Origin of the sequence: Falsigemmobacter intermedius, assembly GCF_004054105.1 — a bacterium.
In the GTDB taxonomy this organism is placed as follows: Bacteria; Pseudomonadota; Alphaproteobacteria; order Rhodobacterales; family Rhodobacteraceae; genus Wagnerdoeblera; species Wagnerdoeblera intermedia.
Genome location: NZ_SBLC01000003.1, coordinates 198,996 through 220,685, shown reverse-complemented (window position 1 = coordinate 220,685; position 21,690 = coordinate 198,996). Strand labels below are relative to the sequence as shown.

Genomic DNA, 21,690 nt, shown 5'->3' with positions numbered 1-21,690 from the left:
TCGGGACGCGACGAGGAGCCCCGCCGATGCCGAAACAGCCTGCCTTTCCCGGTCTTCGCTATGCGATGAAGAAGAAGGTGACGCGGCGCGAACAGTTCCTCGCCGAGATGGACGCAGTGGTTCCCTGGGGCCGACTTCTGGCGCTCATCGCGCCGTACTATCCGAAAGCCGGGCCGAAGGGCGGGCGCCCGCCGATGCCGCTGGAAACGATGCTGCGGGTCTACTTTCTCCAGAACTGGTATGCGCTGAGCGACCCGATGGCCGAGGAAACCTTGTACGACAGCGAGGCGATGCGCCGCTTTGCCGGGATCGAGCTGGGCGATGACCGCATTCCCGATGAGACAACCATCCTGAACTTCCGCCACCTGCTGGAGCGCCACGGGCTGACCGAAGCGCTCTTTACCGAGGTGAACGCGCATCTTGCTGACAAGGGGATCAGCCTGCGCTCGGGCACGCTGATCGATGCGACGATTATCGATGCGCCATCCTCGACCAAGAACAAGGCCGGCGCTCGCGACCCAGAAATGTCCTCCACCAAGAAGGGCAACGAGTGGTATTTCGGCATGAAGGCGCACATCGGCGTCGATGCCGACAGCGGCGTGGCCCACAGCCTTGATACCACGACGGCGAGGGTCCACGACAGTCAGGTCTGGGATGCGCTTCTGCACGGCGACGAGGATTCGGTCTGGGCGGACAAGGGCTATGTCAGCGCCGAGCGCGAGGCGGGGTTCAGGCGGGCGGGCAAGATCTGGGGCGTCATGCGCAAGGCACCGAAGGCCGGCGAGTTGCATCCTCTCGACGCGCGGATCAACCGCATCATCGCCAGCGTCAGGGCGAAGGTCGAACATCCGTTCCGGGTCATCAAGCGCCAGTTCGGTCACGTGAAGACCCGCTACCGGGGGCTGGCCAAGAACCGCGCCCAGCTCTTCACGCTGTTTGCGCTCGGCAACCTGTTTCTGATGCGGAGGAAACTTCTGGCATGAGGACGAGTCTGCCCAGAATCCACCAAGTGGCCGCAGCTGCGGTCCAGAAAGCACGAAAACAGCCGCCGGACACCCGTCCTCGGCTGGTCCAGCCGGTCAAGCGGCTATCTCGGCGCAGCCGAAGCTGTTGATCAGACGTTCCTTAAGAAAAGCCAAAGAAAGCACGAGCCGCTTCGCTTTGGCTTTTCTTAAATACTCATCTTCTCTCTGGCCCCACACAGACGCCTGCATTTGAAAAAGAAAGGGCCCCCGGAGATCACCCCGGAGGCCCTTGGCAGTCGTTTCGCGGCAGGATCAGACGCCGACAGCCGCTTTCAGCGCGATCAGGTCGTTGACGTATTTGTCAGCGACGGCGCGGTCGGTTGCGGAAGCTGCACGGCCACGGGCCGCTTCGATCAGCGCGTCAAGGACCGCTGCCGAGGCTTCTGCCACCGGGATCGCCTGCTCTGCGAGCACGGAGATCGCGCCTGCGTTGATCTCGGCGAAGCCGCCGGTCACCGCAAAGGCTTTGGTGCCTTCAGCGGAGACCGCTTTCAGCACGCCCGGACGCAGGGTGGTGATGAGGGGTGCGTGACCCGCACCCGCCGTCAGATCGCCCTCGGCGCCGGGAATCTGCACCTCGGTGGCCGCAACGGAAGCAAGCTTCCGTTCCGGCGACACCAAGTCGAATTGCACCGTATTGGCCATCAGTTACCCCCTCAGGCGTTCGCAGCCATCTTTTCGGCTTTGGCGATCACTTCGTCGATGCCGCCGACCATGTAGAACGCGCCTTCCGGCAGGTGGTCGTACTCACCGTTCACCACAGCCTTGAACGACTTAATGGTGACGTCGAGCGGAACCTGCACACCGTCAGAGCCGGTGAAGACTTTCGCCACGTCGAAGGGCTGCGACAGGAAGCGCTGGATCTTACGGGCGCGGGCCACGGTGATCTTGTCGTCTTCCGACAGCTCGTCCATGCCAAGGATGGCGATGATGTCCTGCAGCGACTTATATTTCTGCAGGATGCCCTGAACGGCACGTGCGGTCTCGTAGTGCTCTTCGCCGATGACTTTCGGGTCCAGCAGACGCGAGTTCGAGTCGAGCGGGTCAACGGCCGGGTAGATCCCCAGTTCCGAAATCGCACGCGACAGAACGGTGGTTGCGTCGAGGTGGGCGAAGGTGGTCGCCGGTGCCGGGTCGGTAAGGTCATCTGCCGGAACGTAGACGGCCTGGATCGAGGTGATCGAGCCGTTTTTCGTCGAGGTGATGCGCTCCTGCATCGCGCCCATGTCGGTTGCCAGCGTCGGCTGGTAACCCACTGCGGAGGGGATACGGCCCAGCAGTGCCGATACTTCCGAACCCGCCTGGGTGAAGCGGAAGATGTTGTCGACGAAGAACAGAACGTCTGTGCCCGACTGGTCACGGAACTGCTCTGCCAGGGTCAGACCGGTCAGGGCGATACGTGCACGTGCGCCCGGCGGTTCGTTCATCTGGCCGTAAACCAGCGCCACTTTCGATTCCGAGAGCGCATCCGGCTTGATAACGCCCGATTCGATCATCTCGTGGTAAAGGTCGTTACCTTCACGGGTCCGCTCACCAACGCCTGCGAACACGGAGTAGCCCGAGTGCACTTTTGCGATGTTGTTGATGAGTTCCATGATGAGAACGGTTTTACCCACGCCCGCACCACCGAAGAGACCGATCTTGCCGCCCTTCGAGTAAGGAGCGAGCAGGTCGATCACCTTGATGCCGGTGACGAGGATCTGGCTCTCGGTCGACTGAGCAGCGAAATCCGGTGCCGGCTGGTGGATCGCACGGTGTTCACCGGCTTCGACCGGGCCCTTTTCGTCGATCGGCTCGCCGATGACGTTCAGGATGCGGCCGAGGGTAGCGTCCCCCACCGGGACCGAGATCGGCTTGCCGAGGTCAGCAACCGGAGCGCCACGAACGAGACCTTCGGTCGCGTCCATAGCGATGGTGCGGACAGTGTTTTCGCCAAGGTGCTGAGCCACTTCGAGGACCAGACGCTTGCCGTTGTTGGTGGTTTCCAGCGCGTTCAGAATCGCCGGCAGTGCGCCGTCGAACTGCACGTCGACGACGGCGCCGATGACCTGGGTCACCTTACCGTTAGCCGTAGCTTGTGCCATTGGTTTTCTCCGTTCCGGTCGTCAGAGCGCCTCAGCGCCCGCGATGATTTCGATAAGTTCCGTGGTGATCGCGGCCTGACGGGACCGGTTATACTGGATCGTCAGCTTGTTGATCATGTCGCCTGCGTTGCGGGTTGCGTTGTCCATTGCGGACATCCGCGCACCCTGCTCCGAGGCGCCGTTCTCAAGAAGGGCCGTGAAGATCTGCGTAGCAACCGAGCGCGGCAGCAGGTCAGCGAGGATCGCCTCTTCCGACGGCTCATACTCATAGAGCGACGAGGCCTGGGCCGCGCCGGTCTCGATCTGAGCCGGGATGATCTGCTGTGCCGTCGGGATCTGCGAAATCACCGACTGGAAGCGGTTGTAGAAGATCGTTGCCACATCGAATTCGCCGCCGTCAAAGCGGGCGAAGATCTGCTGCGCGATGTCCTGGGCATTGGCATAGCCAAGCTTTTTGACTTCGCTCAGATCGACGTGACCCACGAAATGAGCCTCGAGATCGCGTTTCAGCTGCTCGCGGCCCTTTTTGCCAACGGTGAGGATTTTCACCGTCTTGCCGGCTGCCAGCAGCTTTTGCGCATGTGCCCGTGCCAGACGCACGATGGTGGTGTTGAAGCCACCGCACAGACCACGCTCGGAGGTCATCACCACCAGCAGGTGGGTCTGATCCGAACCCGTCCCGGCCAGAAGCCGGGGCGCGCTGTCGGAAGTGCCGACCGAAGCGGCAAGACCGGCCATCACGGCGGTCATGCGCTCGGCATAGGGGCGCGAAGCCTCTGCCGCTTCCTGCGCACGGCGCAGTTTGGCGGCAGCGACCATTTGCATCGCCTTCGTGATCTTCCGCGTGTTCTTAACGCTTCCGATCCGGTTTTTTAGGGCTTTAAGGCTGGGCATATCCCTGTCCTTTCAGTCCGATTAAGCGAAGTCGCGGGCGAATTCGGCGATTGCGTCTTTCAGCTTCTGCTCGTCTGCACCCTTGATCTTGGGATCGGAGTTGGTGATCCAGTCGAGGATGTCCTTGCGCTTGGTGCGCAGGAAGTTCAGCAGACCTGCTTCAAAGCGGCCAACGTCTTTCACGGCAACCTTGTCGAGGAAGCCCGAGGTACCTGCGTAGATCACAGCAACGATTTCAGCGTTGGTGAGCGGCGAGTACTGCGGCTGCTTCATCAGTTCGGTCAGACGGGCACCACGGTTCAGCAGAGCCTGGGTCGAAGCGTCGAGATCCGAGCCGAACTGAGCGAAGGCTGCCATTTCGCGGTATTGTGCGAGCGACAGTTTCACCGGGCCGGCCACGGTTTTCATCGAGTTGGTCTGAGCCGAGGAGCCCACGCGCGACACCGAGAGACCGGTGTTCACGGCCGGGCGGATGCCCTGGTAGAACAGTTCGGTTTCGAGGAAGATCTGACCGTCGGTGATCGAGATCACGTTGGTCGGGATATATGCCGAAACGTCGCCGGCCTGGGTTTCGATGACCGGAAGAGCGGTCAGCGAGCCGTTGCCGAAATCGTCGCCGAGTTTCGCCGAACGCTCGAGCAGGCGGGAGTGGAGATAGAACACGTCGCCCGGGTAAGCTTCACGGCCCGGCGGACGGCGCAGCAGCAGCGACATCTGCCGGTACGACACAGCCTGTTTCGAGAGATCATCATAGATGATCAGGGCGTGACGGCCGTTGTCGCGGAAGAATTCTGCCATCGCGGTTGCCGAATAGGGCGCGAGGTACTGCAGCGGTGCCGGGTCCGAAGCGGTTGCGGCAACAACAATGGTGTATTCCATTGCGCCGGTTTCTTCGAGCTTCTTCACCAGCTGAGCAACGGTCGAACGCTTCTGACCGATTGCCACGTAGATGCAGTAGAGTTTCTTCGACTCGTCGTCGCCAGCAGCCTCGTTGTAGGACTTCTGGTTCAGAATGGTGTCGAGAGCAACGGCGGTTTTACCGGTCTGACGGTCGCCGATGATCAGTTCGCGCTGGCCACGGCCAACGGGGATCATTGCGTCGATCGCTTTGATACCGGTCGCCATCGGCTCGTGAACCGATTTACGCGGAATGATGCCGGGGGCCTTCACGTCAGCGACGCGGCGCTCGGTCGAAGCGATCGGGCCTTTGCCGTCGATCGGGTTGCCCAGACCGTCAACAACGCGGCCGAGCAGAGCGTCGCCGGCAGGCACGTCCACGATCGACTTGGTGCGCTTAACGGTATCGCCTTCTTTGATCGAGCGGTCGTCACCGAAGATCACGATACCGACGTTGTCGGTCTCGAGGTTCAGTGCCATCCCGCGGATACCGCCGGGGAATTCCACCATTTCGCCGGCCTGAACGTTGTCCAGACCGTGCACGCGGGCGATACCATCGCCCACCGACAGCACGCGGCCAACTTCGGCCACTTCGGCGTCTTTGCCGAAGTTTTTGATCTGCTCCTTGAGGATCGCAGAGATCTCAGCAGCCTGGATTCCCATCACCCAACCTCTTTCATGGCATTTTGAAGTGCGGCGAGCTTCGAGCGGATCGAGGTATCGATCATTTTCGAGCCAACCTTAACGACGAGACCACCGATGAGGGTCTCATCAACGGTCGTTTTCAGTTTCACGGTTTTGCCGACGGTGCCTTTGAGCACCTCAGCCAGCTGAGCAGCCTGCTCAGCGCTCAGTGCCACGGCAGAGGCCACCTCAGCGGTAACTTCACCCTTGGCATCCGCGATGCGCGCGCGCAGGTCCTGGACCAGCTGCGGCAGCGTGAACAGACGACGCTTTGCAGCCATAAGGGCCAGCGTATTCGTCGTCAGTTCCGAGAAATTCAGTTTCGCAGCGACGGCTGCGATTGCGCGGCCCTGATCTTCACGGGTCAACACCGGCGAGGTGATGACTTCACGAAGATCCGCACTGGCAGCAAGGGCTGCCTCCAGAGCGTCCACGTCGGCTTCCAGCGCCTGCAGCGCGCCGCCTTCGGCCGCCAGATCAAACAGAGCCTGAGCGTAGCGCGAGGCAATGCCGAGGGAAATCGAAGCTGGTTCGGACACGTCGACCCTTCCGTTGTCTTTGCCCTGGCCAGCTTCCGGCGTGACTGCCGGACGCCGGGTCAAGGTCCACCCGTGGCGCAGACCGGGGGCCTGCGTCATACTTTGCGATGCGTCTAGCAGAGGAATTTTCATGTCGCAACCGTTCGGGTGGCTGCGAATTCCCCTGAAAGGCGTAAACATCAGGACTTTCTTTACGATGTGCCCCGCAAATCCCGATCGGTCACAGTGTCGCGGCCTTTTCAGCGCCCTTTTCGCCCCCGTCCGCTCTCCTTCTGCCTGTCGTCGGGCCGTGTGATTCACGCGCCCGTGACGTGAGGTTCTGCCCGATTTTTGATCATATCCGGCGCGCCTCCGGCGCGGAGGCGCTGCCGGGTTCTGCCACCGGGCGCCCTGCCCCTTCCAGCACCCGCAACGGCCGGCGCACCACAGCGCCCAGACCGCCGCGCCGCGGGCTCCAGACCTGGCGTGAGGCTTCCACCATGATCACCCCGCCGGAGCGCCAGGGCGTGAAGCGGGCATAGCGCTCCCAGACATCTGAGGTGCGCAGCCAGAAGGCCGCATCGCTCGGCGGCATATAAAGAGCCGAGGTGGTGCGTTCGGGTAAAAGATCCCAGTGCCGCAGCTGCGCCTCAAGCTGACCAGCGGAATAGGGGCGGCCATAGCCAAAAGGCGTGCTGTCCGCGCGGCACCAAAGTCCGGCGCGATTGGGAACAATGACCATCATCCGCCCCTCAGGCCGCAGCACCCGGGCGCATTCCTGCAAAACCCCCGCCGGATTGTCGGTCGTTTCAAGGCCATGCATGACCACCAGCCGGTCAAGGCTTTCAGAGGGCAGCGGCCAGGAGTTCTCCTCGCTCAGAACCGATACATTCGGCATCCCCGCAGGCCAGGGCATCACCCCCTGCGGGCCGGGCATCAGCCCTACCACCCGCGCCGCCGTGCCCAGCCAGGGCCGCAGCAGCGGCACCGCAAAGCCATATCCTGCAATGGTTTCCCCCGCCCGGGGCGGCCAGAGGCTGACCAGCTGATCCCGGATCGCCTTCTGTGCCGCACGCCCCAGCCGGGTGCGATAGTAAAAGTTTCGCAGATCAAGCACATCAAGATGCATTGCCCCAGGCGTCCTTACAGGGGAAACTCAGAGCCGCAGAATAGCCTGCTCCGGAGAAAACACCATGGCCGCTGAAATCATCCGCATTCCCTGCCTTCAGGACAACTATGCCTGGGTGCTGCATGACGCCGAAAGCCGGATCACGCTTTGTGTCGATGTCCCGGATGCGGATCCGGTTCTTGCGGCCTTAACCTCGCGCGGCTGGCTTCTGACCGATATTCTGCTGACCCATCACCATGACGATCACATTCAGGGCGTGGAGGCGCTGAAAGCCGCCACCGGTGCGAAAGTGACCGGGGCCGCTACCGATGCGCACCGCCTGCCCGCGCTGGACCGCAGCGTTCAGCCGGGCGATAGCTTCACCCTCGGCGCGCTCAGCATTGAGGTGCTTGATGCCCCCGGCCACACCCTCGGGCATATCGCCTATTACATCCCGGCCGCGAAAGCCGCCTTCACCGGCGACAGCCTGATGGCCTTTGGCTGTGGCCGCCTCTTTGAGGGGACGGCTGCGCAGATGTGGCAGACCCTCTCGCGCCTCAAGGCCCTGCCCGGCGAGACGCTGATTTACTCGGGTCACGAGTACAGCCTCTCAAACGCGCGCTTCGCCTTGACGATTGAGCCTTCCAATCCCACCTTAGCTGCACGGGCCCGCGAGATTGAGGCCGCCCGCGCCGCCGGAGAGCCGACCCTGCCGGTCCTGCTCTCCACCGAATGCAGCACCAACCCGTTCCTGCGCGTCTCAGAGCCGGCGATCCGCGCCACTCTGGGCCTGCCGTCAGCCTCTGACGCAGAAGTTTTCGCCGAAATCCGCGCCCGGAAGGACCGTTTCTGAGCCCCACGGCTGCCTGAGCGATCACATTTTTCGTTTTGCAGCAGGAACCTCACGGGTGCACGGAAAATTGCCCTTGAAGAACGGCAAATAAAACCGAAGTTTAACTGTAAGAGGCGAGGGTAAGGCCTGAAACCCGTCAGGCCCCGCCCGCAGGACAAGGAGCACCGAAGTGCCGTCGTTCACCACTACGCTCGAACAGGCCATTCATGGCGCGCTCGCTCAGGCGAATGCGCGTCACCATGAACTCGCTACGCTCGAACATCTTCTGCTCGCCCTCATCGATGAGCCTGATGCCGCGCGTGTTATGAAAGCCTGCTCCGTCGATCTCGATGAGCTGCGCCGCGCGCTGACGGAGTTTATCGACGATGATCTGTCGAATCTGATCACGGAAACCGAAGGCTCGGAGGCGGTGCCGACGGCCGCCTTCCAGCGCGTGATTCAGCGTGCAGCGATCCATGTCCAAAGCTCGGGCCGTTCAGAGGTCACCGGGGCCAATGTGCTGGTCGCAATCTTTGCAGAGCGCGAATCGAACGCGGCCTTCTTCCTGCAGGATCAGGATATGACGCGCTATGATGCGGTGAATTTCATCGCCCATGGCGTTGCCAAGAACCCCGCCTATGGCGAGACCCGCCCGGTTCAGGGCGCGGATGAGCCCGGCGAGACGCTGAAAGCCGAAGCCGGAGAGGCGAAAGATTCCGCGCTGTCGAAATATTGCGTCGACCTGAACGTAAAAGCCCGCAAGGGCGATGTCGATCCGCTGATCGGCCGCGAGTCAGAGGTGGAGCGCTGCATTCAGGTGCTCTGCCGCCGCCGCAAGAACAACCCGCTGCTGGTGGGCGATCCGGGCGTGGGTAAGACCGCGATTGCCGAAGGTCTGGCGCTGAAGATCACCCGGGGTGAAACTCCGGCCATCCTCTCGGGCGCGACGATCTTTTCGCTGGATATGGGCTCGCTTCTGGCAGGCACCCGCTATCGGGGCGACTTCGAGGAGCGCCTGAAGCAGGTCGTCAAAGAGCTTGAGGAGCATCCCGATGCGATCCTCTTTATTGATGAGATCCACACCGTCATCGGTGCCGGTGCCACCTCGGGCGGGGCCATGGATGCCTCAAACCTGCTCAAGCCCGCGCTTCAGGGCGGCAAACTGCGCTGCATGGGCTCAACCACCTATAAAGAGTTCCGCCAGCACTTTGAAAAAGACCGTGCCCTCTCGCGCCGCTTCCAGAAGATCGACGTCAATGAGCCGACGGTCGAAGACAGCGTGAAGATCCTCATGGGGCTGAAACCCCATTTCGAGGAGCATCACGACCTGGCCTATACCAAAGACGCCATCCGCCTGGCGGTCGAGCTTTCGGCCCGCTATATCCACGACCGCAAACTGCCCGACAAAGCGATCGACGTGATCGATGAGGCCGGTGCGGCGCAGCATCTCCTGCCCGGCTCGAAACGTCGCAAGACCATCGGCCCCAAAGAGATTGAAGCTGTGGTGGCCAAAATCGCCCGCATTCCGCCGAAAACCGTCTCCAAAGGCGATGCGGAAGTGCTGCGCGATCTGGAAGCCACGCTGAAACGCATGGTCTTTGGTCAGGATCAGGCGATTGAAGCGCTGTCCTCGGCGATCAAACTGGCCCGTGCCGGTCTGCGTGAGCCTGAGAAGCCGATCGGCAACTACCTCTTCGCGGGTCCCACGGGGGTCGGTAAGACCGAAGTGGCGAAACAGCTGGCCTCCTCTCTCGGCGTGGAACTGCTGCGCTTCGACATGTCGGAATATATGGAGAAACACGCTGTATCCCGCCTGATCGGCGCGCCTCCGGGCTATGTCGGTTTTGACCAGGGCGGCCTGCTGACCGATGGCATTGACCAGCATCCGCATTCGGTTCTGCTGCTTGATGAGATCGAGAAGGCGCATCCGGATGTCTTCAACATCCTGCTGCAGGTGATGGACCACGGGAAACTGACGGATCACAACGGCCGTCAGGTTGATTTCCGCAATGTGATCCTGATCATGACCTCCAACGCCGGGGCGTCCGAGCTTGCGAAGACCGCCATCGGCTTTGGTCGCACCACCCGCACCGGCGAAGACACCGCCGCCATTGAGCGCACCTTCACGCCGGAATTCCGCAACCGCCTCGATGCGGTCGTCTCCTTCGCGCCCTTGGGCAAAGCGACGATCCATAAAGTGGTTGAGAAATTCGTCATGCAGCTGGAGGCTCAGCTCATCGACCGTGGCGTGCAGATTGAGCTGACCCCGGAAGCCGCCGACTGGCTGGGGGAAAAGGGCTATGATGAGAAGATGGGCGCGCGCCCGCTTGGCCGCGTGATCCAGGAGCATCTGAAGAAACCGCTGGCGGAAGAGCTGCTCTTCGGGCGTCTGACCAAAGGTGGCACCGTCCGCGTCTCGGTCAAAGACGACGCGCTTGATCTTCAGGTCGAAGAGCCTGGCCGCCCGCGGATCGCCAATGCCCGTCCGCCGCTGCTGACTGCAGACTGACGCGCAGCTCCTGTGAGATAAGAAACGCCCGCACCTGAAAAGGCGCGGGCGTTTTGCTGTTTGAGTGAAACAGACCAGCCGCCAGAAAAACGCCCGCCGGATCCCTCCGACGGGCGCTCAAAACCATTCGGCCTATGCTGTCACTTCAGTGTAAGAAACGACCTCAATTCCCTGATCTTCCACTATTTTGCGGGTCACTTCATCCCCCTGAACCGCGCGTTTCAACGCGAGAAGCGCACGCTCACGGATCTGGCGCACCCGCTCACGCGAGATCTGAAACTCCTCGCCCATCTCTGCCAGAGTGCGGGTGTCATCCTGCATCACCGTGGCGGCAAGGATCCGGCGATCCCTCTCCGGCAGGCGCGCCAGATGCCCTCCCAGAAGTTGAGCGATCGCATCGGCCTCACTGGCCTCACCCACCCGGGTTTCCGGGTCAGAGAGCGGGTCGGGATCGGCCAGAAGGTCCTGCCATTCCGCGCTGCCCTCGGTATCGCCCATCTGCTGATTGAGCGAAAGATCCCGCGCCGCCAGCCGGTCGCGCACCATCTGCACCCGCTCAACATCAACGTCAAAGCGCTTCGCAATGGCCGCATCGAGATCTTCCGGCAACACCCCCTCCGCCTTCAGCTCAGCTTCCGCCCGCCGCAGACCAAAGAACATCCGCCGCAAAACCGAGGATCCCGGCATCCGGATCAGCGACCAGTCGCTATAGGCGTAATCCTGGATCTCCGCCCGAACCCACCAGGCTGCATAGGTCGAAAACCGAAAGCCCATATCCGGATCAAAGCGATCCGCCGCTTTCAGCAAACCGATATTGGCCTGCTGAATCAGATCCTCATCCGGACGGCCACCCCCCCGCGTCATCCGCGCCGCCGCCTTATAGGCCAGCGCCCGATGCGCCAGGATCAGACGATCGCGGGCGCGGGTATCACCCTCATCGCGCCAGGCCCGGGCCAGCCGCGCCTCGGTCTCGGCATCAAGAAATTCCGCCGTGAACCCGCCGTTACGCCGCTTCGACGCGGCACGGACGGGAGAGGCAGAGTTCAGATGACGGGCGGGCAGGATTGGGCGGTTCATCACGATCACCATTTGATTTCGATTCGAAACTATCATTTCAAATCAGATTGTCAAACCAGTTTCGAAACGCTACTTGTTTTGGATGTCGAGCGCTGAAGAAATCTCCGAACTGCTGATCCACCTTGGCCGCGCCGCCCGCACCGAGGACCAGAATGCCCGGCTGACCCCGGCGCAATGGACGGCGCTGCGCTATCTTGCGCGCGCCAATACGGCTTCGCGCACCCCTTCCGCCTTCGCCAGCTTTCACGCCACCACGCGCGGAACCGCGACCCAGACACTTAAGGCACTGGAAAGTAAGGGATTGATCTGCCGCGGCAGCAAGCTCAGCGACGGCCGGGTGGTCTGCTATGATGTGACCGAGGAGGGGCGCTCCCTCCTGTCAGAGGATCCGCTGCGCGATCTGATCCGCGCTGTGGCCGGGCTTGAACCGGCAACCCGGGATTGCCTCGGGCAGGCGCTGCCGAAGCTGGTGGCGACCCTGGCTTCCCTGCGCGAGGCTCCCTCCTTCGGCACATGCCATGATTGCCGCCACTTTGAAGGTACACCGCAAAGCGCCTTTTGCGCCTGTATGTCCCGTGTCCTTGCCGCCTGCGATACCGGACTTCTTTGCGTCAATTTTAACAAAGACACGCCGCCCAAACTGCGCTGACGGGCGGGCCGGGTTTCATTGTCGAGCCCCCGGTGTGCGAGCGGGCGCCTTGCAAATAAAGCCAAATGCGAAACGGGCGGCAGGTTGCCCCGCCGCCCGTCAGACTGATCCTGCCCCGCCTCAGCGAATCGAGACGGTGTATTTTTCGATAACGGTGTTTGCGAGCAGCTTCTCGCACATCGCCTTGACCTCAGCCTCAGCGGCAGCCGCATCGGTCGCGGCAAGGTCAAGCTCAATCACTTTGCCCTGACGGACCGCATCCACACCGGCGAAGCCGAGGGTGCCGAGAGCGTGGCGCACAGCCTCACCCTGGGGATCAAGGACGCCGTCTTTCAGCATGACATGAACGGTGGCTTTCAGGGACATCGCCGAGGGCCTTTCAGTTGATGAGCGTAGGTTTGGTCGTATGCGTGACATTTGAGGGCAAAACCCCCAGACGCCGCGCCAGTTCGGTGTAAACATCGGCCAGCGGACCCGGCTCGCGCACATTGCCGTCGCGGTCCGTATCCCCCTGACGCAGATCCCAAAGACGGCAGCTGTCCGGGCTGATCTCATCGGCAACGACAAGTCGCATGAAATCACCTTCCCAGATCCGCCCGGCCTCCAGACGGAAGTCGGCCAAACGAATACCTGCCGCCAGCATGGCACCCGACAAGAAGTCGTTGACCCGCAGCGCCAGCGCCACCATGTCATCAAGATCCTGCTGCGCGGCCCAGCCAAAAGCAATGATATGCTCTTCGGTGACCAGTGGATCGCCCAGCTTGTCGTCTTTGAAGTTAAATTCCACGATCGGGCGCGGCAGTGCCGCCCCTTCAGGAATGCCAAGCCGCGTCGACAGATCCCCGGCCGCATAATTGCGCACGGTGATCACCACGGGAATGATCTCAGCCATGCGGATCAGCTGCTCGCGCATATTCAGACGGCGCATGAAATGGGTCGGAATGCCCACGGCATTGAGCCCGTTCATGAAAAACTCAGAGAGGCGGTTGTTCAACACACCGCGCCCGTCGGCAGGTGCCGGCCGACTGGTGGTCTGAACGGCAGCGTCATCCTTAAAATATTGAATAAGGGTGCCAGGCTCCGGCCCCTCATAAAGGATCTTCGTCTTGCCTTCGTAGACTTTTTTGCGACGTGCCATAAAACCTCGGATCCGGGAAGTGGATCCCCCCTTTGCCGCCCTCATAGTGCAGATACCGCCCTGCCGCAAGGCAGGCCCCTTGTGATGCAGGGTCCTGCTGCTCATATTTACAAAGTGACGTCTCAGGAGATCGCTCTCATGACCACTTTCGATGACCGTGAACGCGGGTTTGAAAACAAATTCGCCCATGATGCAGAGATGCAGTTCAAAGCCAGCGCCCGCCGAAACCGCCTTCTGGCCGAATGGGCCGCAGGGATCCTCGGCAAAACCGGGCCCGAGGCCGAGGACTACGCCCGCGAGGTGGCCCGCTCTGATCTGCAGGAGCCAGGCGACGAGGATGTCTTTCGCAAAATATCCGTCGATCTCGCCGGCCGCGTCGATGAGGCGACGATCCGCCTGCGCATGGCGAGCCTCCTCGCTGAGGCGCGCTCACAGCTCTCGCTGGAGCCCTGACCCGGCCCCAGGCGCGCGCCCTGCGTCTTTGGCTTTTCTGAAATACTCATCTTCTCTTCGCCCGGCCGCGCCGCGCTGCATCCGCGAAGAAAAGGACGGGCCCAATGAAAAAACCCCGGCACGCTCACCGTGCCGGGGTTTCTATCTCCGATACCGCGGATCTCAGCCCAGCATCACCAGTGCGTGACGCTTTTTACCGGCCGAAAGCTTCAGCGGCTCCTTGAGGTCTTCGGCGCTGATCATGCGCCCGCCATCGGTGGCGGCTTCGTCATTGACACGCGCGCCGCCTTCCTGGAACAGACGGCGGGCTTCTTTCCCCGAGGGCGCGAGTTTGGCGCGCACGAAAAGCTGGGCCAGCGAAATGCCTTCAGCCGCTTCCCCTGCCGGGATCAGAATGGTGGGCAGATCGCCACCGATACCGCCTTTCTCAAACACTTCCCGCGCCGTCGCCTCTGCCGCAGCCGCCGCTTCTGCCCCGTGCAGCAGCGTGGTGACCTCATTGGCCAGGATGATTTTGGCAGTATTGATCTCAGAGCCCTGCAGCGCGCCCAGACGCTCGCATTCCTCCACCGGAAGCTCGGTATATAGCTTCAGGAAGCGACCGACATCGGCATCGGTCGAATTGCGCCAGAACTGCCAGAACTCATAGGGGCTCAGCATATCGCCATTGAGCCAGATCGCGCCATTGGCCGATTTACCCATCTTTTTGCCGTCCGAGGTGGTCAGCAGCGGCGAGGTCAGCCCGAAGATCGAATTATCAAGCACCCGGCGCGTCAGATCGATCCCGTTGACGATATTGCCCCATTGATCCGAGCCGCCCATCTGCAGCAGACAGCCATAGCGGCGGTTCAGCTCCAGGAAGTCATAAGCCTGCAGGATCATATAGTTGAACTCGAGGAACGACAGCGACTGCTCGCGGTCGAGACGCGATTTCACGCTCTCAAACGACAGCATCCGGTTGACCGAGAAGTGCCGGCCGATGTCGCGCAGGAACTCAAGGTAGTTCAGATTATCCAGCCATTCGGCATTGTTGAGCATAATGGCATCGCCCGCACCCTCCCCGTAGGAAAGGTAACGCGCAAAGACCTTGCCCATGCCGGCGATGTTTTCATCGATCTTTTCGGGCGTCAGCAGCGGACGCTCATCTGCGCGGAACGAGGGATCCCCCACCTTGGTGGTGCCGCCGCCCATCAGGGTGATCGGCTTGTGGCCCGTCTTTTGCAGCCAGCGCAGCATCATAATGTTCAGCAGATGCCCGACGTGCAGCGAGGCTGCGGTCGCATCATAACCGATATAGGCCGGCACCACGCCTTTCAGCAGAGCTTCATCCAGCGCCTGATAATCGGTGCAGTCGGCCACATAGCCGCGCTCGAAGAGGACGCGCAGGAACTCGGATTTGGCATGGTAGGTCATGGCAAGATCATCCATATTTCGGGTGCAGCAGGGTATAGCCCCCCAAATCCACAAGGGAAAGCAGATGTTGAAGGCAAAGCCGGTCTGGGCGCTTGGCGCGATGTCAGGAACCTCGCTCGATGGCGTCGATGCAGCCATGCTGCTGACCGATGGCGAGACGGTCTTTGACTTCGGACCCTCGGCCTTCCGCCCCTATTCCCTGCCCGAACAGGCCATCCTGCGCGCCGCACTTGGCCACTGGCCCGGCACCCCCGAAGTCCGCGCCGCAGCCGAAGTGACCGAGGCCGCCCATGCCGAGCTTTTGTCACGCTTTGACGGCGCAGAGCTGGTGGGCTTTCACGGCCAGACGCTCGCCCATGATCCCGGCGGGCGCGGCACTCATCAGGCGGGCAATGGCCAGCTGCTGGCCGAGGCTCTTGGGCTGCCGGTGGTCTGGGATTTCCGCTCTGACGATGTGCGACTGGGCGGCCAGGGCGCGCCGCTGGCCCCCTTTTACCACTTCGCCCTGGCAAAACGGCTGGGCGCTGATCCGGTGGTGTTTTTAAACCTCGGGGGGGTTGGCAATCTGACCTGGGCCGATCCGTCTGAAAAAGGCCCCGATACCCCCGGCGCGGTCTTTGCCTTTGACACCGGCCCCGCCAATGCGCCGATCAATGATCTGATGCAACAGCGCCTTGGGCGCGACCGCGATGAAAACGGCGCGCTTGCCGCGCTTGGCAGTGCCGATGAGGCGCTGATCGCCCGGTTTCTCGAGCATCCGTTCTTCTTCCGCATGGCACCGAAATCCCTCGACCGCGACGCCTTCAGCGGATTGAGCGAAAGTGTCGCAGGCTTAAGCGATGCCGATGCCGCCCGCACGCTGACCGCAGCCGCGGCTGCCGCCGTGGCTGCCGGGCTGACCCTCCTGCCCGCACCGCCCTCGCAGGTGCTGACGGGGGGGGGCGGGCGGCTCAATCCGGTTCTGATGTCGGAACTGAACGCCCGCCTGCCCTGCCCGGTCAGGCCGGTCGAGGCCGCAGGTTTTGACGGGGATATGCTGGAGGCCCAGGCCTTTGCCTTCCTCGCTGTGCGCGTGGCGCGGGGTCTGCCCACCTCGGCCCCCGGCACCACGGGCGTGGCCGCGGCAGTGGGCGGCGGACAGATCAGCCGCCCCGCCTGAGAGTTTAGAGGCCGCGCCGACGGGCGCGCCCCTCCGCCACCAGGGCGATGACATAAAGGATCATCGCCACCCAGATCAGCGGGAAGGCAATCGCCTTGGCGCGGCCGAAGGGCTCGCCAAAGACAAAAACCGCCACAAGGAAAATGCAGGTCGGCGAGATATACTGCATGATGGCGATGGTCGACAGACGCAGCAGCTTTGCGCCATTGGCATAAAGGATCAGCGGCAGCGCCGTGCAGAGCCCCATTCCGAAAAGCAGCGCAAAATCTTTAAAACCCGTATGCGGGAAAAGCGCCCAGCCCTGCATCTCTGCAAAGATCAGATAAGCGATTGCGAAGGGGAAGAGCAAAAGCACCTCCAGCGCGAAGCCCTCATTGGCGCCAACGGGAAGCGAGCGCTTGAAATAGGCGTAAAAGCCCCAGCTGACCATCAGCAAAATCGCAAGCCAGGGCAGCTCGCCTTCATCCACCGCCAGCACCACCACGGCGGCGAAGGCAAAGCCCACCGCCAGCCATTTCAGCTGGCTGAGCCGCTCGCCGAGCAGCAGAAAGCCCAGCAGGATCGAGAAAAGCGGGTTGATATAATAGCCAAGGGCCGCCTGCATCGCCTGGCCGATATGAATGGCATAGATGTAGACGCCCCAGTTGACGGTCACCACCATCGAGGCCAGCGCCGCCATCATTACCGTGCGCGGCTCACGCAGGGCCTGGACCAGCGCACCGAGTTTGCCCATCAGCGCGAGAGCCACCAGCGACAGCGGCAGCGACCACAGCACCCGATGCGCCAGAACCTCAAGCGAGGGGATATGCGAGAGCAGCGCCACATAAAGCGGCATCAGCCCCCAGAACATGTAGGTGACCAGCGCGTAAGCGAAGCCGCGCGGATCGTCGCGATCCGCCGGACGGCGAAGGGGGGTCGTATCGGTCATTATGCTCTCCTGACGCGCAGGGACCGCCTGCCCGCAAGATTTCGGAAATGCCGATTGTGACACCGGCACCGGGTCAGTTCAGGGCGCAGCCGCAGCCGCGATCAAAGCGCGGGACGTGCCTCAAAGCCGATGGCATCGAGCCCGGCAATCACCTCTGCCTCAGGCGCAGACGTGTTCAAGGTCACGCGGCGGGCCGCCAGATCGACGCCCACCCGGGCTTCGGGATCAAGCGCCTTCAGCGCCTCAGTGACAGCCGCAGAGCAATGCCCACAGCTCATATCGGGAAGGTGAAGGGTCAGTTCGCGGCGCATGGCGGATCTCCTTTGCCAACAGATAGGCCCGCAGCGCCGCCCTGAGCAAGGGGGAGCGAAGCTCCGGTCAGCGGCGGTCGCTGAGCGGGTTAACCAAATCTTCGGAAATGTGAAGAATTTTCGAGAAATCCGGCTATAATCTGATCCATCCCGGCCCGATCGGCGGGGAAGTTTACTCAGTGGTCTGCCCGGCGGCTTTCCTGCCCGGGCGGAGAGGTTCGGAGAGATATCATGCGCGGAGTCACCGGCAGATCAGGTCAGATCTTCACGCTGCTTCAGGGCGGCGCGCTGCCCCGCCAGGCCGCAGCCTTCGCGCAACTGGAAGCCTATTGGCTGGCGCTGCGCGGCGAGGCCCGCCTGCTGCCCGAGCGCAGCCGCTTTGATCCCCGGGGTGTCGCTGATATCCTTAACCATCTTATCCTGCTCGAACGGATCGCCCCCGGCCAGTTGCGGGTTCGCCTTGCCGGGCAATCGGTCAGCGATCTTTTCGGCCTCAGCCCCGAAGGCATGCCGCTGACCGCATTGATCAGCCCCGAGAGCCGCGGCGCGGTGGCCGCCCGGATTGAGGAAGTGTTCCGCCGTCCCGCGATCCTGGAAATGGATCTTTCCACCCCGGCAGGCCTGTTGCGCCAGAGCATCGCCACACGACTTTTGCTTTTGCCGATGACCGGGCGTGACGGCAGCTGCGACCGTGCCATTGCCTGCCTGATCAGCGAGGCCCGCCCCGCAGGCCGCGTGCTGCGCTTCGGGCTGGAAAACAGCCGCTTCCGCGAGGTGCCGCCCGCAGAAAAGGGTGTCATTCCGGCGCGGCAGCCACGCTTTGAAGAGGCGGAGCGCCTGCCGCGTGGAGGCGCGTCGACCGCCCCGGCTCAACCACCCTATCTGCGGCTGGTGAAGGGCTGAGACGAAAAGCAAAACGGGCCCCGAGGGGGCCCGTCTGTCTCAGAAGGCATGTGCCGCCCTTATTCCTCAGCCGAGGGGACCGGAGCGGCTTCCGCATCTGCTGCGGCTTTAGCGCGCGTGCGGGTTGCGGGCGCGCGGCGCGGTTTGGCTGCGGCGCGCGGTGCTTTTTCGGCCTCAGCAACGGGTGCCTCTGACGAGACGGCCTCAGCTTCGGTCACAGCAAGGTCACGCGGCTTGCGCTCTTCGCTGCGACGATCGTCTTTGCGACGGTTCTCACGCTTGGGGTCCTGACGGCGGTCATCTTCGCGCTTCGGCGCACCCGAGCGGCGCTGACCTTCCGCGCGCGGTTCACGCGGCTCACGCGGCTGGCGCTCACCCGAGCGGGGCTCGCGGCCCTGGGTTTCGCGGGGCTGCTGTGCTGCCTCTTCGGTCAGAAGAACGGGTGCAGCCTCAGCGACTGCGCGATCTTCCGGCGTTTCGACCAGTCCGACATCTGCGGAACCGGCGTCAGCGTCCTCAAAGGGGAAGACCGGTACCGGCGCAATCTCGGGCTGCTCATCAGAGGAGCGGTCATCACGACGGTTCTGCGACTGCCAGGACGGACGATCGCCCCCCTGCTGGCCACCGTTCTGATGGTGACCATAGCCGTTGCCATTCCCATTGCCATTCCCGTTGCCATGCTGGCCCTGGAACTGGCGGCGGGCTTCCTGTTCTGCCGCCATCTCGCGCATCGCTTCGCCGAGCATACGGGTGTAATGCTCTGCGTGCTGCAGGAAATTTTCGGCTGCAACGCGGTCATTCGACAGCTGAGCATCACGCGCAAGGGCTTGATACTTTTCGATAATCTGCTGGGGAGTGCCACGCACTTTCCCATCGGGGCCCGAACTGTCGAACACCCGGTTGACGATATTACCAATAGTACGCGGGCGGTTCTGTTTCGAACGCGAGCGGGACTTGGAGGATCTCATGTGTCCTGTATTCCGGCCTTGATATGGCTGACCCGGACTGCGCAGGCTGTCCTGAAGCTGAACCCCGGTAAACGGGCAATCGGGTCGACGCTTTGCGGGCTGTAACGCGCAACAGGACCGAAGGGTCTCTGCCTGCGCTGAGGTTGTGAAAGCACGCCAGAAACGCAGGCGCAAGCAGTTTCTGGCTAATTCCGCTGAATTTTACGGATTTCACCGAGGTTTTTTTGACTTTGAGCGGAAGTCAGCCTTTGATTGCGCTCACATTGCGCTCGCGCCCGTCCAGATCCGGATGCACCTGCACCTGGGCGAATCCCGCAGCCTCAAAGAATTCACGCACCGCTGCGCCCTGGCTCGGGCCGATTTCCACGATAATGCGGCCACCAGGTCGCAGCCAGGCGCCGGACTGCGCCGCCAGCAGACGATAAACGCTCAGCCCGTCGCCTTCATCGGTCAGCGCCATACGCGGATCAAAGCCCAGAACATCGCGCGACAGCTCCGACATTTCCTCAATCGCGATATAGGGCGGGTTTGAGACGATCAGATCAAACTGCCCCTCAACCTGCGAAAACCAGTCCGAGACGATCAGATCTGCCCGCTCTGCCACGCCCAGCGCTTCGGCATTTTTGGCCGCAACCTGAAGGGCCGCCGGAGAGAGATCGGCCCCCGTCCCCTTCGCCCCCGGGCGTTCGGCGAGCAGCGTCAGCAGGATTGCCCCGCTTCCGGTGCCAAGGTCCAGAACCTGCGAGAACGGTGCTTTCAGCGCCAGCGCGATCAGGCACTCGGTCTCGGGGCGCGGGTCGAGCACATCGGGGGTGACGTGGAACCGGTAGCTCCAGAAATCCCGGTAGCCGAGAATTTTCGACACCGGCTCCCCCCTGGCGCGCCGCGCGATCAGCGCATCATAGCGCGCGTCAAATTCGGGGGTGAAATCCGCAAGCTCCAGCCGGTGCAGCTTATCGCGCGTCAGCCCTGCCGCATGGGCCAGCAGCATCCGCGCATCAAGGATCTGATCCGGCCCTTCCGGCAAAACAGCGCGGGCGCGGGCCAGGGTCTTCGCCATGGCTTCTGAGAGAGAGCTGTAGCTCATTGCGTGGCCTCTGCCAGTCGCGCGGCCTGATCTTCGGCGACCAGCGCGTCAATCACTTCCCCCAGATCGCCCTGCATGACCTGATCGAGCTTATAAAGCGTCAGGTTAATGCGGTGATCCGTCAGACGGCCCTGAGGAAAGTTATAGGTCCGGATGCGCTCTGAGCGATCGCCCGACCCCACCTGGGTTTTGCGATCCGCCGCCCGGGCCTCATCGCGGGCCTGACGTTCGAGATCGTAAAGCCGCGCGCGCAGGACGGCCATGGCATTGGCGCGGTTCTGGTGCTGCGACTTCTCAGAGGAGGTCACAATGATCCCGGTCGGGAGATGGGTGATCCGCACCGCCGAGTCGGTGGTGTTCACATGCTGCCCGCCTGCGCCCGAGGCGCGCATGGTGTCGATGCGGATGTCCTGTGCGGGGATGTCGATATCCACCTCCTCCGCCTCAGGCAGCACCGCGACGGTGGCGGCGGAAGTGTGGATGCGACCGCCCGATTCGGTGGTCGGCACGCGCTGCACACGATGCACACCGGATTCGAATTTCATCCGCGCAAAGACGCCCTCGCCCACGATGCGGGCCATGGCCTCTTTGACACCGCCAAGATCAGACTCGCTCAGTTCCAGAAGCTGAAACTGCCAGCCCGAATTTTCGGCAAAGCGCTGATACATCCGCAGCAGATCCCCGGCAAAAAGCGAGGCTTCTTCTCCTCCCGTGCCGGGGCGGATCTCAAGGATCGCCGGACGCGCATCGGCGGCGTCTTTGGGCAGAAGCGCCAGCCGCAGGCTGTGTTCCACCCGGGGAAGCTCGTCGCGCAGAAGGCTCAGCTCTTCCTCAGCCAGCGCCTTCATATCGGGATCGGCCAGCATCTCTTCGGCCTGGGCGATCCCCGCCTCAAGGTCGCGCCAGCGGTTGATCTCTTCAACCACCGGCTTCAGGTCTGCATAATCGCGGCTGATCTGCGCGATTTCAGAGGCAGCCGGTCCGGCCGCAAGCTGCGCTTCGAGATATTCGAAACGCGAAAGGATCTGTTCAAGCTTTGCGACCGGCAGCATC

22 protein-coding genes are annotated in these 21,690 nt (G+C 62.4%); 7 read left to right on the top strand and 15 right to left on the bottom strand.

Features of this window, described 5'->3' with window-relative positions; all coding sequences use genetic code 11:
• Nucleotides 1–26: 26 nt before the first annotated feature.
• Nucleotides 27–983 carry an IS5 family transposase gene (locus tag EP867_RS03370; RefSeq protein WP_128486787.1) on the top strand — a complete coding sequence of 319 codons (957 nt, stop codon included), beginning with the start codon at nucleotides 27–29 and terminating at the stop codon, nucleotides 981–983.
• Between the two features lie 294 nt (nucleotides 984–1,277).
• Here the strand turns inward: EP867_RS03370 and EP867_RS03365 are convergent, their stop codons facing one another.
• The 6 genes from EP867_RS03365 to EP867_RS03340 form a co-directional block, all read right to left on the bottom strand.
• A complete protein-coding gene (locus tag EP867_RS03365; protein ID WP_128486786.1) occupies nucleotides 1,278–1,670 on the bottom strand; it encodes a F0F1 ATP synthase subunit epsilon in 393 nt (130 codons plus the stop codon).
• Nucleotides 1,671–1,681: 11 nt separating this feature from the next.
• Nucleotides 1,682–3,109, bottom strand: a complete 1,428-nt coding sequence (gene atpD / locus EP867_RS03360; protein WP_128486785.1) for a F0F1 ATP synthase subunit beta — start codon at nucleotides 3,107–3,109, stop codon at nucleotides 1,682–1,684.
• A gap of 21 nt (nucleotides 3,110–3,130) precedes the next feature.
• Nucleotides 3,131–4,003, bottom strand: coding sequence for a F0F1 ATP synthase subunit gamma (locus EP867_RS03355; protein WP_128486784.1), 873 nt, complete (start codon nucleotides 4,001–4,003; stop codon nucleotides 3,131–3,133).
• Nucleotides 4,004–4,024: 21 nt separating this feature from the next.
• Nucleotides 4,025–5,563 carry a F0F1 ATP synthase subunit alpha gene (gene atpA, locus EP867_RS03350; RefSeq protein ID WP_128486783.1) on the bottom strand — a complete coding sequence of 513 codons (1,539 nt, stop codon included), beginning with the start codon at nucleotides 5,561–5,563 and terminating at the stop codon, nucleotides 4,025–4,027.
• Complete coding sequence (locus tag EP867_RS03345; RefSeq protein WP_128486782.1) at nucleotides 5,563–6,123, bottom strand: F0F1 ATP synthase subunit delta; 561 nt, start codon at nucleotides 6,121–6,123, stop codon at nucleotides 5,563–5,565. The genes atpA and EP867_RS03345 overlap by 1 nt, the downstream gene beginning before the upstream one ends.
• Before the next feature lie 334 nt (nucleotides 6,124–6,457).
• Nucleotides 6,458–7,231: a class I SAM-dependent methyltransferase gene (locus tag EP867_RS03340; RefSeq protein ID WP_128486781.1), complete on the bottom strand. Its 774-nt coding sequence runs from the start codon at nucleotides 7,229–7,231 to the stop codon at nucleotides 6,458–6,460.
• Between the two features lie 64 nt (nucleotides 7,232–7,295).
• Here EP867_RS03340 and gloB point away from each other — a divergent pair, with 64 nt between their 5' ends.
• Together gloB and clpA are read left to right on the top strand one after the other, a co-directional pair.
• The gene (gene gloB / locus EP867_RS03335) at nucleotides 7,296–8,063 is read left to right on the top strand and encodes a hydroxyacylglutathione hydrolase (protein WP_128486780.1); all 768 of its coding nucleotides are present in this window, start codon (nucleotides 7,296–7,298) and stop codon (nucleotides 8,061–8,063) included.
• 169 nt (nucleotides 8,064–8,232) lie between these two features.
• On the top strand, nucleotides 8,233–10,551 hold the full coding sequence (gene clpA, locus EP867_RS03330) for an ATP-dependent Clp protease ATP-binding subunit ClpA (RefSeq protein ID WP_128486779.1): 2,319 nt from the start codon (nucleotides 8,233–8,235) through the stop codon (nucleotides 10,549–10,551).
• A gap of 132 nt (nucleotides 10,552–10,683) precedes the next feature.
• Here clpA and EP867_RS03325 read toward each other — a convergent pair whose 3' ends face one another.
• Nucleotides 10,684–11,628 carry a sigma-70 family RNA polymerase sigma factor gene (locus EP867_RS03325; protein WP_206616304.1) on the bottom strand — a complete coding sequence of 315 codons (945 nt, stop codon included), beginning with the start codon at nucleotides 11,626–11,628 and terminating at the stop codon, nucleotides 10,684–10,686.
• 82 nt (nucleotides 11,629–11,710) lie between these two features.
• On the opposite strand from EP867_RS03325, the gene EP867_RS03320 reads away from it, so the two are divergent.
• Nucleotides 11,711–12,277 (top strand): MarR family winged helix-turn-helix transcriptional regulator, encoded by a 567-nt coding sequence (locus tag EP867_RS03320; RefSeq protein WP_128486802.1) that lies wholly within the window; start codon nucleotides 11,711–11,713, stop codon nucleotides 12,275–12,277.
• A gap of 120 nt (nucleotides 12,278–12,397) precedes the next feature.
• On the opposite strand, the gene purS is transcribed toward EP867_RS03320, so the two are convergent.
• Together purS and EP867_RS03310 are read right to left on the bottom strand one after the other, a co-directional pair.
• Complete coding sequence (gene purS / locus EP867_RS03315; protein ID WP_128486801.1) at nucleotides 12,398–12,637, bottom strand: phosphoribosylformylglycinamidine synthase subunit PurS; 240 nt, start codon at nucleotides 12,635–12,637, stop codon at nucleotides 12,398–12,400.
• A 19-nt stretch (nucleotides 12,638–12,656) separates the two neighbouring features.
• Nucleotides 12,657–13,415 carry a phosphoribosylaminoimidazolesuccinocarboxamide synthase gene (locus EP867_RS03310; RefSeq protein ID WP_128486777.1) on the bottom strand — a complete coding sequence of 253 codons (759 nt, stop codon included), beginning with the start codon at nucleotides 13,413–13,415 and terminating at the stop codon, nucleotides 12,657–12,659.
• 138 nt (nucleotides 13,416–13,553) lie between these two features.
• On the opposite strand from EP867_RS03310, the gene EP867_RS03305 reads away from it, so the two are divergent.
• Nucleotides 13,554–13,868 carry a DUF1476 domain-containing protein gene (locus tag EP867_RS03305; protein ID WP_128486776.1) on the top strand — a complete coding sequence of 105 codons (315 nt, stop codon included), beginning with the start codon at nucleotides 13,554–13,556 and terminating at the stop codon, nucleotides 13,866–13,868.
• A gap of 162 nt (nucleotides 13,869–14,030) precedes the next feature.
• On the opposite strand, the gene tyrS is transcribed toward EP867_RS03305, so the two are convergent.
• Nucleotides 14,031–15,281 carry a tyrosine--tRNA ligase gene (gene tyrS / locus EP867_RS03300; protein ID WP_128486775.1) on the bottom strand — a complete coding sequence of 417 codons (1,251 nt, stop codon included), beginning with the start codon at nucleotides 15,279–15,281 and terminating at the stop codon, nucleotides 14,031–14,033.
• Nucleotides 15,282–15,345: 64 nt separating this feature from the next.
• Here tyrS and EP867_RS03295 point away from each other — a divergent pair, with 64 nt between their 5' ends.
• On the top strand, nucleotides 15,346–16,440 hold the full coding sequence (locus tag EP867_RS03295) for an anhydro-N-acetylmuramic acid kinase (protein ID WP_128486774.1): 1,095 nt from the start codon (nucleotides 15,346–15,348) through the stop codon (nucleotides 16,438–16,440).
• A 4-nt stretch (nucleotides 16,441–16,444) separates the two neighbouring features.
• On the opposite strand, the gene rarD is transcribed toward EP867_RS03295, so the two are convergent.
• The gene (gene rarD / locus EP867_RS03290; RefSeq protein WP_128486773.1) at nucleotides 16,445–17,368 is read right to left on the bottom strand and encodes an EamA family transporter RarD; all 924 of its coding nucleotides are present in this window, start codon (nucleotides 17,366–17,368) and stop codon (nucleotides 16,445–16,447) included.
• A 101-nt stretch (nucleotides 17,369–17,469) separates the two neighbouring features.
• Nucleotides 17,470–17,679, bottom strand: a complete 210-nt coding sequence (locus tag EP867_RS03285) for a heavy-metal-associated domain-containing protein (protein WP_128486772.1) — start codon at nucleotides 17,677–17,679, stop codon at nucleotides 17,470–17,472.
• 231 nt (nucleotides 17,680–17,910) lie between these two features.
• On the opposite strand from EP867_RS03285, the gene EP867_RS03280 reads away from it, so the two are divergent.
• Nucleotides 17,911–18,582 carry a PAS domain-containing protein gene (locus EP867_RS03280; protein WP_128486771.1) on the top strand — a complete coding sequence of 224 codons (672 nt, stop codon included), beginning with the start codon at nucleotides 17,911–17,913 and terminating at the stop codon, nucleotides 18,580–18,582.
• 59 nt (nucleotides 18,583–18,641) lie between these two features.
• On the opposite strand, the gene EP867_RS03275 is transcribed toward EP867_RS03280, so the two are convergent.
• From EP867_RS03275 to prfA, 3 genes are all read right to left on the bottom strand, one after another.
• Nucleotides 18,642–19,550 (bottom strand): DUF4167 domain-containing protein, encoded by a 909-nt coding sequence (locus EP867_RS03275; protein ID WP_128486770.1) that lies wholly within the window; start codon nucleotides 19,548–19,550, stop codon nucleotides 18,642–18,644.
• A 241-nt stretch (nucleotides 19,551–19,791) separates the two neighbouring features.
• Nucleotides 19,792–20,637, bottom strand: a complete 846-nt coding sequence (prmC, locus tag EP867_RS03270) for a peptide chain release factor N(5)-glutamine methyltransferase (RefSeq protein WP_128486769.1) — start codon at nucleotides 20,635–20,637, stop codon at nucleotides 19,792–19,794.
• Complete coding sequence (gene prfA / locus EP867_RS03265; protein ID WP_128486768.1) at nucleotides 20,634–21,689, bottom strand: peptide chain release factor 1; 1,056 nt, start codon at nucleotides 21,687–21,689, stop codon at nucleotides 20,634–20,636. Before prfA ends, prmC begins: the two co-directional genes overlap by 4 nt.
• Nucleotide 21,690 lies beyond the last annotated feature (1 nt).

Coding starts and splice junctions, on each gene's coding strand:
- EP867_RS03310 (WP_128486777.1), bottom strand. CDS start 13,415: ATGGCACGTCGCAAAAAAGTCTACGAAGGCAAGACGAAGATCCTTTAT.
- EP867_RS03285 (WP_128486772.1), bottom strand. CDS start 17,679: ATGCGCCGCGAACTGACCCTTCACCTTCCCGATATGAGCTGTGGGCAT.
- EP867_RS03340 (WP_128486781.1), bottom strand. CDS start 7,231: ATGCATCTTGATGTGCTTGATCTGCGAAACTTTTACTATCGCACCCGG.
- EP867_RS03370 (WP_128486787.1), top strand. CDS start 27: ATGCCGAAACAGCCTGCCTTTCCCGGTCTTCGCTATGCGATGAAGAAG.
- EP867_RS03320 (WP_128486802.1), top strand. CDS start 11,711: ATGTCGAGCGCTGAAGAAATCTCCGAACTGCTGATCCACCTTGGCCGC.
- gloB (WP_128486780.1), top strand. CDS start 7,296: ATGGCCGCTGAAATCATCCGCATTCCCTGCCTTCAGGACAACTATGCC.
- EP867_RS03325 (WP_206616304.1), bottom strand. CDS start 11,628: ATGAACCGCCCAATCCTGCCCGCCCGTCATCTGAACTCTGCCTCTCCC.
- atpA (WP_128486783.1), bottom strand. CDS start 5,563: ATGGGAATCCAGGCTGCTGAGATCTCTGCGATCCTCAAGGAGCAGATC.
- atpD (WP_128486785.1), bottom strand. CDS start 3,109: ATGGCACAAGCTACGGCTAACGGTAAGGTGACCCAGGTCATCGGCGCC.
- EP867_RS03295 (WP_128486774.1), top strand. CDS start 15,346: ATGTTGAAGGCAAAGCCGGTCTGGGCGCTTGGCGCGATGTCAGGAACC.
- EP867_RS03305 (WP_128486776.1), top strand. CDS start 13,554: ATGACCACTTTCGATGACCGTGAACGCGGGTTTGAAAACAAATTCGCC.
- EP867_RS03365 (WP_128486786.1), bottom strand. CDS start 1,670: ATGGCCAATACGGTGCAATTCGACTTGGTGTCGCCGGAACGGAAGCTT.
- EP867_RS03275 (WP_128486770.1), bottom strand. CDS start 19,550: ATGAGATCCTCCAAGTCCCGCTCGCGTTCGAAACAGAACCGCCCGCGT.
- EP867_RS03280 (WP_128486771.1), top strand. CDS start 17,911: ATGCGCGGAGTCACCGGCAGATCAGGTCAGATCTTCACGCTGCTTCAG.
- prmC (WP_128486769.1), bottom strand. CDS start 20,637: ATGAGCTACAGCTCTCTCTCAGAAGCCATGGCGAAGACCCTGGCCCGC.
- prfA (WP_128486768.1), bottom strand. CDS start 21,689: ATGCTGCCGGTCGCAAAGCTTGAACAGATCCTTTCGCGTTTCGAATAT.
- rarD (WP_128486773.1), bottom strand. CDS start 17,368: ATGACCGATACGACCCCCCTTCGCCGTCCGGCGGATCGCGACGATCCG.
- tyrS (WP_128486775.1), bottom strand. CDS start 15,281: ATGACCTACCATGCCAAATCCGAGTTCCTGCGCGTCCTCTTCGAGCGC.
- EP867_RS03355 (WP_128486784.1), bottom strand. CDS start 4,003: ATGCCCAGCCTTAAAGCCCTAAAAAACCGGATCGGAAGCGTTAAGAAC.